At 47.4% G+C, this 14,357-nt stretch carries 14 protein-coding genes; 10 read left to right on the top strand and 4 right to left on the bottom strand.

Features of this window, described 5'->3' with window-relative positions; genetic code table 11:
- Nucleotides 1–22 precede the first annotated feature (22 nt).
- Together rnr and LU290_RS02120 are read left to right on the top strand one after the other, a co-directional pair.
- Entirely contained in the window at nt 23–2,266 is a 2,244-nt protein-coding gene (rnr, locus tag LU290_RS02125) for a ribonuclease R (RefSeq protein WP_277808925.1), read from the top strand.
- 371 nt (nt 2,267–2,637) lie between these two features.
- Nucleotides 2,638–3,891, top strand: a complete 1,254-nt coding sequence (locus tag LU290_RS02120; protein WP_277808924.1) for a hypothetical protein — start codon at nt 2,638–2,640, stop codon at nt 3,889–3,891.
- Nucleotides 3,892–4,051: 160 nt separating this feature from the next.
- Here LU290_RS02120 and hisA read toward each other — a convergent pair whose 3' ends face one another.
- Entirely contained in the window at nt 4,052–4,777 is a 726-nt protein-coding gene (gene hisA / locus LU290_RS02115) for a 1-(5-phosphoribosyl)-5-[(5-phosphoribosylamino)methylideneamino]imidazole-4-carboxamide isomerase (RefSeq protein ID WP_277809532.1), read from the bottom strand.
- A 552-nt stretch (nt 4,778–5,329) separates the two neighbouring features.
- On the opposite strand from hisA, the gene LU290_RS02110 reads away from it, so the two are divergent.
- From LU290_RS02110 to LU290_RS02080, 7 genes are read left to right on the top strand one after another with little or no spacing between them, the layout of a single operon-like run.
- The gene (locus tag LU290_RS02110; RefSeq protein WP_277808923.1) at nt 5,330–6,679 is read left to right on the top strand and encodes a Na(+)-translocating NADH-quinone reductase subunit A; all 1,350 of its coding nucleotides are present in this window, start codon (nt 5,330–5,332) and stop codon (nt 6,677–6,679) included.
- Nucleotides 6,680–6,682: 3 nt separating this feature from the next.
- Nucleotides 6,683–7,912: an NADH:ubiquinone reductase (Na(+)-transporting) subunit B gene (locus tag LU290_RS02105; protein ID WP_277808922.1), complete on the top strand. Its 1,230-nt coding sequence runs from the start codon at nt 6,683–6,685 to the stop codon at nt 7,910–7,912.
- Nucleotides 7,896–8,705 (top strand): Na(+)-translocating NADH-quinone reductase subunit C, encoded by an 810-nt coding sequence (locus LU290_RS02100; protein ID WP_277808921.1) that lies wholly within the window; start codon nt 7,896–7,898, stop codon nt 8,703–8,705. Before LU290_RS02105 ends, LU290_RS02100 begins: the two co-directional genes overlap by 17 nt.
- Before the next feature lie 2 nt (nt 8,706–8,707).
- Nucleotides 8,708–9,367, top strand: a complete 660-nt coding sequence (locus LU290_RS02095) for an NADH:ubiquinone reductase (Na(+)-transporting) subunit D (RefSeq protein WP_277808920.1) — start codon at nt 8,708–8,710, stop codon at nt 9,365–9,367.
- The gene (nqrE, locus tag LU290_RS02090) at nt 9,367–9,975 is read left to right on the top strand and encodes an NADH:ubiquinone reductase (Na(+)-transporting) subunit E (RefSeq protein ID WP_277808919.1); all 609 of its coding nucleotides are present in this window, start codon (nt 9,367–9,369) and stop codon (nt 9,973–9,975) included. The genes LU290_RS02095 and nqrE overlap by 1 nt, the downstream gene beginning before the upstream one ends.
- 17 nt (nt 9,976–9,992) lie before the next feature.
- Entirely contained in the window at nt 9,993–11,228 is a 1,236-nt protein-coding gene (nqrF, locus tag LU290_RS02085) for an NADH:ubiquinone reductase (Na(+)-transporting) subunit F (protein ID WP_277808918.1), read from the top strand.
- Entirely contained in the window at nt 11,194–11,496 is a 303-nt protein-coding gene (locus tag LU290_RS02080; protein WP_277808917.1) for a hypothetical protein, read from the top strand. The genes nqrF and LU290_RS02080 overlap by 35 nt, the downstream gene beginning before the upstream one ends.
- Before the next feature lie 85 nt (nt 11,497–11,581).
- Here the strand turns inward: LU290_RS02080 and LU290_RS02075 are convergent, their stop codons facing one another.
- Complete coding sequence (locus LU290_RS02075) at nt 11,582–11,929, bottom strand: hypothetical protein (RefSeq protein ID WP_277808916.1); 348 nt, start codon at nt 11,927–11,929, stop codon at nt 11,582–11,584.
- 225 nt (nt 11,930–12,154) lie between these two features.
- The gene (locus LU290_RS02070; protein ID WP_277808915.1) at nt 12,155–12,568 is read right to left on the bottom strand and encodes a hypothetical protein; all 414 of its coding nucleotides are present in this window, start codon (nt 12,566–12,568) and stop codon (nt 12,155–12,157) included.
- Between the two features lie 492 nt (nt 12,569–13,060).
- On the opposite strand from LU290_RS02070, the gene LU290_RS02065 reads away from it, so the two are divergent.
- The gene (locus LU290_RS02065; protein ID WP_277808914.1) at nt 13,061–13,723 is read left to right on the top strand and encodes a carbonic anhydrase; all 663 of its coding nucleotides are present in this window, start codon (nt 13,061–13,063) and stop codon (nt 13,721–13,723) included.
- A gap of 95 nt (nt 13,724–13,818) precedes the next feature.
- On the opposite strand, the gene LU290_RS02060 is transcribed toward LU290_RS02065, so the two are convergent.
- Complete coding sequence (locus LU290_RS02060) at nt 13,819–14,304, bottom strand: FKBP-type peptidyl-prolyl cis-trans isomerase (RefSeq protein ID WP_277808913.1); 486 nt, start codon at nt 14,302–14,304, stop codon at nt 13,819–13,821.
- Between the last annotated feature and the right edge of the window lie 53 nt (nt 14,305–14,357).

Raw genomic sequence — 14,357 nt, 5'->3', positions numbered from 1 at the left:
AACAAAGAAGTAGAGAGTACTCATGAAAAAACAAAACACACCAACATGGAACGACCCCAACGCCACAGACGAGGCGAACAAATACCAAAACCCCATTCCGTCACGCCTGCTGATTTTGCAGACCGTCGCTCAGATGAACAACGACGGCAAGGCAGCCACCGCCGAAAGCTTAGGGCTACATTTTGACATCTTAGGCGATGAGGACAGATTTTTTGCCTTGAATAATCGCCTAAAAGCCATGCTTAGAGACGGCCAGCTAGAACGCAGCGACGGCATTCATTTTAGCATCGCAGCACCCCCTACTGTCGTTATCGGCAAAATCATCGCCAACCCCAAAGGCTTTGGCTTTGTTGCACTCGATGACATGCCAGATTTATTTGTTCATGAAAAGCAAATGCGTGTGGTTTTTGATGGCGATACAGTAGAGGCAGTGGCGACCGAATTTAAAGGCAAGGCAGAGGCTCGCATTCAAAGTGTGTTGGCACGAGCTGGCACGGAGTTTGTGGGCGTCTTGGACAGCGACGATGAAGGCTACTTTGTCCGCCTGTCAGGGGCGAACGCACATCAGCCCATCACACTGACCGACGACAATGTGGCGAACATGAATGCTCAGCTTGGCGACAGTGTCAAAGTCGCCATCATCGACATGCCCACTTACCAAGAATATGCCACAGGCAAGATTACCGAGCTTTTGACAAATCTTAATGACCGTGAGCTTATCATCGAAACCACACTTTTAAATCAAGGCATTCCTTCGGAGTTTAGCCAAGCTGCCTTGGAGCAAGCCGAAAGCTACGATGAGCCGACACAGCAGGATTTTGCGGGGCGAGTAGATTTACGAGACTTACCTTTAATTACCATCGATGGTGAGGATTCACGAGACTTTGACGATGCCGTCTATGCCTGCAAGCGAGCAGGCGGTAACTACCGTGTGGTGGTCGCCATCGCTGATGTCAGCCACTATGTGACGCCAAGCAGTCCGCTTGATGCCGAAGCCTATGAGCGTGGCACAAGTGTGTATTTTCCGCACCGAGTGATTCCGATGCTGCCAGAAGTGCTGTCCAATGGCTTATGTTCGCTAAACCCCAAAGTAGATAGATTATGCATGGTGGCGGACATCAAGCTCTCCAAAGCAGGCAAAGTGACGGGCTATGAGTTTTATCCTGCGGTCATGCACTCTCAGGCTCGCCTGACTTATAACCAAGTTAATGCCTATTTTGACGACCCCACCAATGAAACACTCCCTGACGACTTGGTAAAAAACCCTGAGGTATTAAAATCGGTGGACACCATGTACCAGCTGTACCAAGTCCTTGACCAAAGACGAGAGGAACGAGGTGCGATGGCTTTTGAAACCGCCGAAAGCTACATCGTCTTTGGCGAAGATGGCGACATCAAAGACATCAAAAAACGCACACGAGGCGACGCTCATAAGCTCATCGAGGAGATGATGCTGCTTGCAAATACCTGTGCGGCAAATTTCTCCATCAAGCATGAGCTGCCCGTCTTGTATCGCAACCACGACAAGCCATCGGATGAAAAATCAGCCAAGCTGTCTGAGTACGCCAAATCGTTTGGACTGTCATTTCCGACTGAGTCGCCCACGCACGCCGATTATCAGCGCATCATCAAGGCGGTGGAAGGTCGTGCCGACACCCAGAGTATCCATAGCATGCTACTTCGCTCGATGATGCAGGCAAATTATAGCCCTGACAACATCGGTCATTTTGGCTTAGCATATGATGAATACAGCCATTTTACCAGTCCGATTCGCCGTTATCCTGACCTCATGCTCCACCGAGCCATCAAGGATAAAGTGACCAACAAAAAATCCAAGCCTGCCATTTACAAAACCCTAGACGAGGCAGGCGAGCAAACCTCCACCACCGAGCGCCGAGCCGAAGAAGCCAGCCGTCATGTGGAAACATGGCTAAAATGCCACTACATGCAAAGACATCTGGGCGATGAATTTGTCGGAACGATCACCACCGTCACAAGCTTTGGGCTGTTCGTGACGCTCAATGATTTGTTCATTGATGGGCTGATACACATCTCAGGGCTTGGACAGGAATATTTTGACTATGATGAACGAGAGCAAGCCTTGGTTGGCGAGCGTGGCTCAGTATTCAAGCTTGGCGAGCAGGTGCTGATTAAGGTCGCTGGCGTGAACATGGATTTATTGCAAGTGGATTTTGCGTTGGTGGAGAAAGTGGGGGAAGAGGCGAAAAAGCCCGCTAAGAAAAAGATCAACAAAAAGAAAGCGTAAAAAATTGGGACAATTTTTATTGTCCCAATTTATAAAAACTGGTGGGGAAACGGTTGTGCCTTATACTCCTAGCGATATCAACCCCATAAGACTGTTTTGGATGTGATGATGCGTGAAAAGATTTCATTCATGTTTTTCTCCTTACAATGAGCTTTTATCAATTCGTATGCTTTTTCAATGAATAAGTCCAAAATTTTAGACAGGATAAGTTCGCCAAAAAGCTCTCCCATTGGTTTCAATGCTTCAAACTTTGAAAAATCACCCAAAAACCCCGCAATTACGCTCGCTATTGTTGTGGAATTCTAAAAAACTTCTCGTATCATATAATGCACTTTAAAACTTGTCAAGCACCCAAAAATAAAGGCAATCCCATGACCATTCACAAACTCACCCTTACTCTAAGCCTCGCCCTACTTGTGGCAAACTTATCCGCTTGCGCCAAGCCCATTAGTGAGCCTAGTAGCGAACAAGCCACCCAACGCCAAACGGTGCGTGAGGGATTTTATGAGCTAAATGAGCTTGATTTATCCAAAGTCGGACGTGCCAAACAAATCGCCCTTGATGATGTGGGCTATCTTATGGTCATCAATGACAAAGGCGAGCTTTGGCAAGTGCCACACCCCAAAAGACCTGCCAAACTTGCTGAGGGCGTATCGCCAATCGTGACTCCTATCGTGACTCCTGTGGTAAAGTTTGATAAAATAGCTTTTGCTGACAAAGATGGTCATTTTACCCTAATCCAAAATGGACAAACTTACCGCTCCTCCATCCGGCTATCGCCCCACTCTGCCATGCTCATGCTCCCATTTGCCACCATAGCGGTACAGGCTCATGATGACGGCACGGCAAGCCTTGTCCGCCTTGAAGTGGTGGGAGACAGCGTGCAGGTGGTTGCTCGTTTTAGCCCTGTCTTGCCAGACGCTCGCCCCGTACAGATTAACTTCACAGGCGATAACAGCGAGGGTCATATCGCCGTGCTATCCCACCCCGACAGCACCACCTATCGGCATGGCGTGCTGGGCGATGACATCGAGGCAGGGCAAGTGCAGTTTTTGGAGCGACACAGCCTAACCCCACTTGCCAAGCCCCTAGCGGTCAAAGGCTCAGTATTTGAGGCAAATACCTTTGAAATCCTACCCCACGGCAAAGGCAACCGCCTAGTAACGACGCTTGCAGGCGGTGGGCATGGGGCAAGTACGGTCATCATTGACAATGTGAACGACCAATTACAACTCATCGCCCAAAGCACGCCCCTGCCAAGCCATCGCTGGCAGTCGCCTTTTGTGTTTGATGGTAAACTGTATGCGGTGCAAATGCCTCATTTGGTCGGGCGGTTGGTCGAGTACACCCAAGTTGGCGATAAGCTCAATGAAAAGGTATTGGGCGAGGGTTATTCTAATCATGCCATCGGTGCGTTTGACACCAATCTAGTGGCAGGTCGTGATGGGCTATTTGCCCTGATTCCCCATACAGGTTATCGCCAAATGAGCATGATGACCCCTGATGGCTTGATTGCCCTAAATGACACCCTACCTACTCCCATAGTGCGCACGGTGTCCAATGATACTTTTGATTATCTGTTACTTGCGGACGGTCGTGTGTGGGAAGGGAGTTTACTCAAATAAAGATGTGGCATAATATTGATTGAAAGGTCGTGGCACATCATCACACACCCTCACTTGATTACATGATTTGGAAATTAGCCACCCAACCGCTAAACGCAGTCAATAAAAAAGAGCGAATCATCTCGCTCTTTTTTTATCAAATTTTATCAAACAAAACCAATCAACGATCCAAAAACGCCTGTGCGGTCGCCAAATCGAGTGTCCCTTCATAGATGGCTCGCCCTGTGATCGCCCCAAGCAAATGCTCGCTGTACGGCTTTAACTGCTCGATGTCTACCATGTTCGTTACCCCGCCTGAGGCAATGACTGGCAAACCGCACGCCTTAGCAAGTCGCACCGTTTCATCAATGTTCACACCCTGCATCATGCCGTCTTTGGCGATGTCGGTATAGACGATGGACGACACGCCAGCGTCAGCAAAACGCTTGGCAAGGTCGGTGGCACGAGTGTCTGTCACATTTGCCCAGCCGTGCGTCGCCACAAAGCCATCTTTGGCATCAATCCCAACGATGATGTGACCAGCAAACTCACGGCACGCCTCATCAACAAACTCAGGATTTTCAAGCGCTTTGGTGCCGATGATGATATAATTTAGACCAGCCTCCAAATAATGACGAATGGTATCAAGGCTGCGCACGCCGCCGCCAAGCTGAATGGGCAAATCAGGATGCACCTTGGCGATGGCAGTCACCACTTCTTTATGTACAGGCACGCCATCAAACGCCCCATTCAAATCCACCAAATGCAGGCGTCTTGCCCCTTGATTGACCCACTGCGTCGCCATGCTCACAGGGTCATCACTAAACACCGTATCGTCCTCCATGCGCCCTTGTTTTAGACGCACGCATTTGCCGTCTTTTAAGTCGATGGCAGGGATAATCAACATTGACATAACTTACCCTTTATCAATTCTAAATAATACCCAAAATTTTTGGTGAATGATTTTAAAACTCATAAAAAACACCAAAACCAAGCCATTTGGCAGATGGCTGATTGGTAAACAAAACCATTCACAAACCATTTTTAAACGCCAGATGATGAACGATTGTAGCAAAATAATCATAAAATTTGGCAACAATTTTTAAATTTTACAAAAAATAAGTTCATGAATCAAAAAAATCATTTATTATCATAAGCTTAAACTACTTTTTGTGAACATTTTTACCAAAAACTCTGTAAATTTTTGACAAAATGGCGTATAATTGAAAGGTTAATTGTATGTGTTACGGCGTTTTGGTAATGTTTTTGTAACAAAAATAGCCCCAATTTTTTCGCCGAACACCTTCCTTTGGACAAAAATAACTTGCCAGCAGGCATCGCCTTGCCAGCAGGTTTTGGATGTTTTTGGGAAACTTGGTAGCCAGCCGCTTGCGGTAGCCACGACTCGTTTGGGCTTGCCCGTGCTGGTGTGTTTTGGTCTTAATTTAAGTATCCGCTTATGATTACCATCAAAAAAGGTTTGGATTTGCCCATCACAGGCGAACCTGCCAAACAGATTAGCGAACACACGCCAACTCAGGTCGCCATCATCGGTTATGACTATATCGGTATGCGTCCGACCATGAGTGTCAAGGAAGGTGACATCGTCGCCAAAGGGCAAGTGTTGTTTGAAGACAAAAAGCGTGCGGGTGTTAAATATACCGCCCCTGTCAGCGGTCAAATCGTCGCCATCAACCGTGGCGAGCGCCGTGTGTTTGAAAGCATCATCATCGCTGCCGATCATCAGTCTGACAATGAAGTGACCTTTGATGCTTACTTGTCACAAGACCTAGCAGCGATTGATCGTGAGACTGTAAAGCAGCAGCTGGTGGCATCTGGCGAATGGACAGCGTTTCGCACTCGCCCATTTAGCCGCACTCCAGAGATTGACAGCGTACCGTCTGCCATTTTCGTAACGGCGACCGACACCAATCCGCTCAGCGCTGACGCAGCCGACATCATCAATGAACACATCGACGCGTTCAATGATGGCTTGGCAATCTTATCAACTTTGTCGCCAAAGACCTATGTCTGCCACGGCGCCGTCGCACCTGCCAAAGCAGCAAATCTGGCGGCGGGCAACAGCACCGAATATCACGGTTTTACAGGCAAGCACCCAGCAGGCAATGCAGGTACGCACATTCACTTCTTACATCCTTTGGCTCGTGGCACGACCGTCTGGACCATCGGCTATCAAGATGTGATCGCCATCGGTAAGCTGTTCACCACAGGGCGCATCTATACAGATCGCATCATCAGTCTGGCAGGTCCCGCCGTGACAAACCCTCGCTTGGTGCGCACCACTCGTGGCGCAGATTTGAACGAGCTGACCAATGGCGAGCTTAAAGGCAATGACAACCGCATCATCTCAGGTTCGGTGCTGTCAGGTCGTAAAGCCAGTGGTACAGTGGCGTTTTTGGGTCGTTTCCACAATCAAGTCTCAGTACTTGCCGAAGGTCGTGAGCGCCCTGCCATGCACTTTTTCTCACCAGGTGCAAATCGTTTCTCATTCTTGCCGATTTACATTTCACAATTTTTTGGCAAAAAATTCGATTTCACCACCTCGACCAACGGCTCGCCTCGTGCGATGGTGCCGATTGGCTCATTTGAAAACATCATGCCGCAAGACTACCTACCCACACAGCTGTTGCGTTCACTGATTGTCGGCGACATCGTAGAAGCCGTTGAGCTGGGTGCGCTTGAGCTGGACGAAGAAGACTTGGCGCTTTGCACCTTTATCTCACCGGGTAAATATGAATTTGGTGACATTTTGCGTGACAACTTGACCCGTATTGAGCAGGAAGGCTAAACGATGAAATTCATTCATAATATCTTTGACCGTATGGAGCCGTCCTTTACCAAAGGCGGAAAATACGAAAAATACTACGCCATCTTTGAGATGTTTGACACCTTTTTCCGTCAGCCATCATCTCAGACTTACAGCGCCTCTCATGTGCGTGACGGCATCGACCTAAAACGCATCATGATCACCGTCTGGCTATGTACCTTCCCTGCGATGTTTTGGGGTATGTACAATGTCGGCTTTCAAGCGCTGACTTTCATTGCACAATCAGGCATCACGCCAGAAGGCTGGCGCACCGTCATCACCAATTCAGCAGGCTATGATCCAAACAGCATTTGGGCTTGTCTTGTCTATGGTGCGATGCAATTTTTACCGATTTATGCCGTGACTTTCGCCGTTGGTATCCTGTGGGAAATCATCTTTGCGGTCGTGCGTGGACACGAAGTCAATGAAGGCTTTTTTGTCACTTCGGTGCTATTTGCCCTATCTCTACCACCAGACACGCCGCTTTGGCAAGTGGCGCTTGGCATCAGCTTTGGTGTTGTGGTTGCCAAAGAGGTCTTTGGCGGTACTGGCAAAAACTTCCTAAACCCTGCCTTGGCTGGTCGTGCTTTCTTGTATTTTGCCTACCCTGCTTCTATGTCAGGCGATGCGGTCTGGACAGCCATTGATGGTTTCTCTGGCGCCACCCCACTGGGTCAGGCTGCCGCAGGCGTGGCTCCTGAGCAGTTTGTCAATGCCTATGGTCAAGCCATCACTTGGTCTGACGCATTTTTGGGCAACATGCAAGGCTCTATCGGTGAAGTCTCTGCCCTTGCCATCATGATCGGTGGTGCGGTATTGATTTACACCAAGATCGCCAGCTGGCGTGTGATTGCAGGTGCGGTGATCGGTTTGGTTGTCACAGCGTTCATCTTTAATCTCATCGGCGGCGACAACCCAATGATGAGCCTTGCCCCACACTGGCACTTGGTCATCGGCGGCTTCTTGTTTGGTGCGGTATTCATGGCGACAGACCCAGTTTCTGCGGCACACACCAACACAGGTCGCTGGTGCTATGGTCTGCTTATCGGCTTTATGACCGTCGTCATTCGTGTGGTGAACCCTGCTTTCCCAGAAGGCATCATGCTAGCCATCCTATTTGCTAACTTGTTCGCCCCATTATTTGACTATTTTGTCAAACAGGCTAACATCAAACGCCAAAATGCACGGAGATTAGCTCATGTCAGCCAAAAATAGTAATGTAACAACCCTAGCTACCGCCCTCATCCTGTGCTTGGTTTGCTCAGTGATGGTGTCGGCGGTCGCAGTGGGTCTAAAATCCCAGCAGCAAGCCAACAAAAAGCTTGACTTGAACAAAAACATCTTGGTGGCGGCAGACAGATTCAACCCAGAGACCGACACCAACAGCGTCGTCGCAGAGCGATTTGCCGACTTTGAAGTGCGTCTTGTGGATCTTAGAACTGGCAAATTTGCCACCCAAGCTGAAATCGATGCGGCAGGCATCAATGACCTTGACAGCTACGATGTCGCCAAAGCCGCTCGCACACCAAACATGGCAACCCGTCTGGATCACGACATTGCCAAGATTGGCGGTCGTCCACACTTTGCCAAAGTCTATCTTGCCAAAGACGCCAATGGCGACCTAGATCAAATCGTCCTGCCGATTCATGGCGCAGGTCTTTGGGGTCCGATTTTCGGTCTTTTAACCCTAGATAAAGATTTGAACACCATCAAAGGCGTGAATTTTTATCAGCACAAAGAAACCCCGGGTCTAGGCTCTCGCATCGAGGAGCCACAGTGGCAAGCGCTGTGGACTGGCAAAGAAGTCTATAATGAAGACGGCTCCATGAAGATGGCAGTCACCAAGGCAGGCACAGCTCGTGAAGGTCAAGTCGATGGCATCAGTGGTGCAACTTTGACCATTCGTGGTGTGAATGACTTGCTACAATTTTGGATGGGCGACAATGGCTACAAGCCATTCCTTGACAACCTAAAAGCTGGCACTGCTGGCAATGGCGAAGGAGCGTAATCATGTCTGATACCAAAAAAATCTTAACCACGCCAATTTTCAACAATAACCCAATCGCCTTGCAGATTTTGGGTATTTGTTCGGCATTGGCGGTAACGACAAGCGTTGCCAACGCCTTGGTCATGTCAATCGCCTTGACATTGGTGACGGCGTTTTCAAGCTTCTTTATCTCAATCATTCGTAACAAAATCCCATCATCGATTCGTATCATCGTACAGATGGTGATCATTGCAAGCCTTGTGATTATCGTTGATCAGATTCTCCAAGCCTTTGCTTATGAAATCAGCCGTTCGTTGTCGGTATTCGTTGGTCTGATTATCACCAACTGTATCGTCATGGGCCGTGCCGAAGCGTTCGCCATGAGCAACCCACCTGTGCCAAGCTTCCTAGATGGCATTGGTAACGGTCTTGGCTACTCAGCGGTGCTAATTTTTGTGGCGACCGTGCGTGAAATCATCGGTAACGGCAGCTGGTTTGGCATTCAATTACTTGAAAAAGCCACCGATGGCGGCTGGTACATTCCAAACGGTCTGTTGCTATTACCGCCATCATCATTTTTTGTGATTGCCTTATTCATCGCCATTGTCCGTCTTTGGAAGAAAGACCAACAAGAACCTGCCGAATTTGTCATCAAGCCAAATTCTAAAGGGGGAGCACACTAATGGGACACTATATCAGTCTATTCATCACATCCGTATTCATTGAGAACATGGCGCTTGCCTTTTTCTTAGGGATGTGTACTTTCCTTGCGGTATCTAAGAAAGTCTCTACCGCCATTGGTCTGGGTGTGGCAGTTATTGCTGTTATGGCAATCACCGTCCCTCTAAACAACCTACTCTATCAATACCTACTTAAAGACGGTGCATTGGCATGGGCAGGCTATCCAAATGTTGATTTGAGCTTTTTGGGCTTGCTGTCTTATATCGCCCTGATTGCTGCGACAGTACAGATTCTAGAAATGTTCTTGGATAAGTTTGTACCCTCTTTGTACAATGCCCTTGGTGTATTCCTACCACTCATTACCGTAAACTGCGCCATCATGGGTGGTGTACTGTTCATGGTGGAGCGTGATTATAACTTTGGCGAATCCATTGTGTATGGCATCGGCTCAGGTCTTGGTTGGGCGCTGGCAATCGCTGCGCTGGCAGGCATCCGTGAAAAACTTAAATACTCGGATGTGCCTGCACCCTTGCGTGGTCTTGGCATTACCTTTATTACCGTTGGTCTGATGTCGCTTGGCTTCATGTCATTCGGCGGTATGTCAATCTAACCATTAGGAGAACGAGAATGGAATTTGGTACCGCATTTAGCGGCGTAGCAATGTTCACCGCCATCATCATGAGCTTGGTGGTGGTGATTCTGATAGCTCGCTCTCGCCTAGTCAGCTCAGGCAAAGTGACTATCAACATCAACGAAAATCCGGACAACAATGTCGTCACTGCCGCAGGTGGCAAACTGCTGCAAACCCTAGCAAACGAAGGCATTTTCCTATCGTCTGCTTGTGGTGGCGGTGGTACTTGTGGTCAGTGTCGCTGTAAAGTACTTGACGGCGGCGGCTCGATTTTACCGACCGAAGAAGGTCATTTCACCCAAGGTGAGATCCGAGATGGTATGCGTTTGGCGTGTCAGGTTGCTGTTAAGCAAGACATGAAAATTGAGATTGACCCAGAGTTTTTTGATGTCAAAAAATGGGAATGCGAGGTTATCTCTAATGACAATGTGGCGACATTCATTAAAGAGCTTACCCTAAAAATCCCAGAAGGCGAAGTCGTGCCGTTCCGTGCTGGTGGCTATGTACAGCTTGAAGCGCCGCCGCACACCGTGCACTACAAAGACTTTGACATTGACAAAGAATATCACGAAGACTGGGACAACTTTAACCTATGGCGCTACACTTCGACCGTGACTGAGCCTGTGATTCGTGCCTATTCGATGGCAAACTATCCCGAAGAAAAGGGCATCATCAAGTTTAACATTCGTATCGCAAGCCCACCGCCACGAGGTCCTGACAACATCCCACCAGGTAAGATGTCGTCTTATGTGTTCAGCCTAAAACCGGGCGATAAGATCACCGTCTCAGGTCCTTATGGTGAGTTTTTCGCCAAAGACACCAAGGCTGAGATGGTATTCATCGGTGGTGGTGCAGGTATGGCGCCGATGCGTTCGCACATCTTTGACCAACTCAAACGCCTAAAATCTGACCGTAAGATCAGCTTTTGGTATGGCGCGCGCTCTAAGCGTGAAATGTTCTATGTTGAAGATTATGACGGCTTGGCGGCTGAATTCCCGAATTTTTCGTGGAATGTGGCACTATCTGACCCACAGCCAGAGGACAATTGGGAAGGCTACACTGGCTTTATCCACAATGTCTTGTATGAAAACTACCTAAAAGACCACCCTGCCCCAGAAGACTGCGAATTCTACATGTGTGGACCTCCGGTCATGAACGCCGCTGTCATCAAAATGCTCAAAGGCTTGGGCGTAGAAGATGAAAACATCTTACTTGATGACTTCGGTGGTTAATCCTGTATTAACCAAAAAGATCCGCCTCATAAAGGTGGGTCTTTTTTTATTTGCCAGTGATTTTGTGAGTAAAACTCCAAACAAAGTCTTGGTATTTTATCCGTACACCCCGCCCTTAACAGCCCCTCAATCTGTCGGCAAGATTGATGGCAGAAAAGCAGTTGTTATTTGGTTTATAATCTTTTCTTGCATATTAAAGATTGGTAAATTGCGGTATAATGATTTAATACAAACAGCCTGTCTTTACTTGGACAAATCGATGACATGACTTAACCCATTGAATTTTTTGGGTTTCGCAAGCTCAACCCAACCTACGGGCTGGGCTATGCTGTCGCTAACCCAGCTTACAAACTCTAATCCTCCCATGGAAATTTTTCGATATAAAAATCATCAACAACGGTTAGTATTTTGCCTTGCTTGCATGCAAGGTCATTTTCATAATTTACCCAAAAAACACCAAAAATATGATCGATGTTAAGTTTTTCCAATCTCTCCATCTCAACATAAAATGGAAAGTTGTTTTGCAAGGCAACATAGCTATCAAAAAACCAAGAGCTATCATTCTTGGTGTACATCTCAAATGCCCCTGGGTCTAGATACCCTTTGGCAAGAACCTCCATAAATTCACCATCAATATCAAAAGCCTCGTGCAGCTTATCATCATCAGTTTCTGTAAAGTAGCCAAGATAAATGCGACGCATTATTTTACTCCCATAGGTTATTTTGGTAGGGGGATGTTAGGAATACCCCAGCGTTGTCCTAATTTGATTAATCCAGTACGGGTCTCGAAATTTCCATTATCAACATCAGCCCGTAGGTTGGGTTGAGCTTGCGAAACCCAACAAATTCAATGAGGTACACCATAAATGCTTAGGTTACGCTGTCGCTAACCTGAGTCTACGGGCTTTTGTTACAGGAGATTAAAATCAATTAAGAACCCATCTCTCTTCACCATCTTCATCTACATATCGATGAACGATGTTATAGGGGCATAGTACTACAAACCACCAACCAAGATATTCATTTTCTTCATCAAGCTTATTCATAGCCTCCTCACCAATCCAAACATCTTTAAGTAGCTGACAAGCTTGCTTGGCATCCATCTTGGCTATTTCATCATCAATCTCTTTTCCGCCATCATTAGTTATTAGGCGACAGTAGTTTTGGGCAAGCAAGAATTCCAAAGCGAGAAAAAAAGCTGTTTCATTATCATAAATAATTTCTTCACATGGCTGTATACGACCCTCGCCAACTACGCAAACAACATCCCAAAGAAAGTAAAGCTCTGAAGCAAAATGACGATTTAAAAAGGTATGGATAATTAGTTCAATCTGTTTCATTCGAATTTTAACTCCAATGTTTTAGATGATGAGCCAACAGGGCGTTGAATTTCAATGGTAAAACGCACAGGATGTTCCTTGTTAGCCCGTAGATACCATCTCTCTGTCAAGCTCATAGGCTAGGCTCTGCTTGCGAAACCCAACAAATTCAATGAGTTACGCCATAAATGTTGGGTTTTATACCTCAACCCAGCCTTGCATCTTGCCACCAAGACTGGCTATCTAAATGGTGGTATGCTAAAAAAAATCAATTCAAATCCCCCTCCCTTTCCACCAATCAAGAAAGACAAACAGACTTTTAAAGCCTAGCATTTTTGGGCAAGTCATTAAATATGCTGGGCGCTACTAAGCTAAAACCAACTTACAACCGCTTCTTGTCTCATCATAGGCATTAAGTACACAAAACAACAACCAAAAGCCCAACAAACGCCTTGCTCAAGCACCTGCCCTCATGCTAAGATGACAGCCAATATTCATAACCAAAGATCAGCCATGAGTAATGACAACATCAAGATAGACGACATCAAAGACCAAAACCAGCCCAAAAGACTCGACCCAAAGTCCGCCCTAGATCGCCTAAAATCAGGCAATGACCGCTATGTGGCAGGCGAAAGCAACATCATCAATCATCACGATGGTCGTGCCGACAGAGTCGTGGCGCAGTATCCGTTTGCGGCGATTTTAAGCTGTGCCGACTCACGAGTTGCCCCAGAGCTTTTGTTTAATCAAGCGGCAGGCGATCTGTTTGTGGTGAGACTGGCAGGCAATTTTGTCAATGATGATGGTCTGGCAAGCCTAGAATACGCCGTCGAGTTTTTGAATACCAGTCTCATTGTCGTCATGGGGCATACAGGCTGCGGCGCCATCGATGCCGCCATCAAGACCATCAAGCATGATGCCAAGCTCCCTGGCGCATTGCCTACGCTCATCTCACAGATCAAGCCCGCCATCAAACAAAACCTGCTTGAATCTGTAAACACTGGTCAAAAAACACCCGATGCACTACTAAACAATGCCATCTACGACAATGTCAAAAACAATGTACAAAAGCTCAAAGACAGCGAGCCACTTCTGGCAAGCGGCTGCCAAAAAGGCGAGATCATGGTCGTCGGTGCTGTTTATGATCTTAGCACAGGTCGGGTGGATTTTATCTAGTGCTATTAAAACCGCTCTCAAAGCACCAAACACCGCAAAAAAAACACCTCAAATCGCTTTGAGGTGTTTTATTATACAAGCATTTGGCGAGTAAATCAGTGGTGATGACCGCCCACACCATGTGCGTGACCGTGCGAGATTTCATCGGCAGTCGCCTCACGCACATCCACAATCTCAACATCAAAGGTCAGCGTTTGACCTGCCAAAGGATGGTTGCCATCAACCACCACTTCCTCGTCGGTCACTTCTTTAACAGTCACCAACATCACATGACCATCGTCGGTCTGAGATTGAAACTGCATGCCTACCTCGATGTTGTCCACACCTTGGAAATTGGCACGAGGCACAGATTGTACAGCTTCGGCCAGATATTCGCCATAAGCATCAGCAGGCAAAACGGTCGCAACAAATTTGTCACCAGCAGACTTGCCTTCCATTTGCGCTTCTAGACCCGGAATGATGTTCTGATGGCCGTGCAGATATGCCAACGGCTCGCCACGAGACTGATCCAGTGTCTCGCCTTGGTCGTTGGTAAGTGTATAATTGAATTGAACCACGGTATCTTTTGCGATGGTTGTCATAAATTTTTCCTATAAAAGTGAAATACAGCCACCAACCAACGAAAAACCATCAG

The sequence above is a fragment of the Moraxella nasibovis genome (genome assembly GCF_029581575.1).
GTDB classification, from domain to species: Bacteria; Pseudomonadota; Gammaproteobacteria; order Pseudomonadales; family Moraxellaceae; genus Moraxella; species Moraxella nasibovis.
Note: the sequence above shows the minus strand (reverse complement) of the source record. Positions and strands in the feature narration are given on the sequence as shown.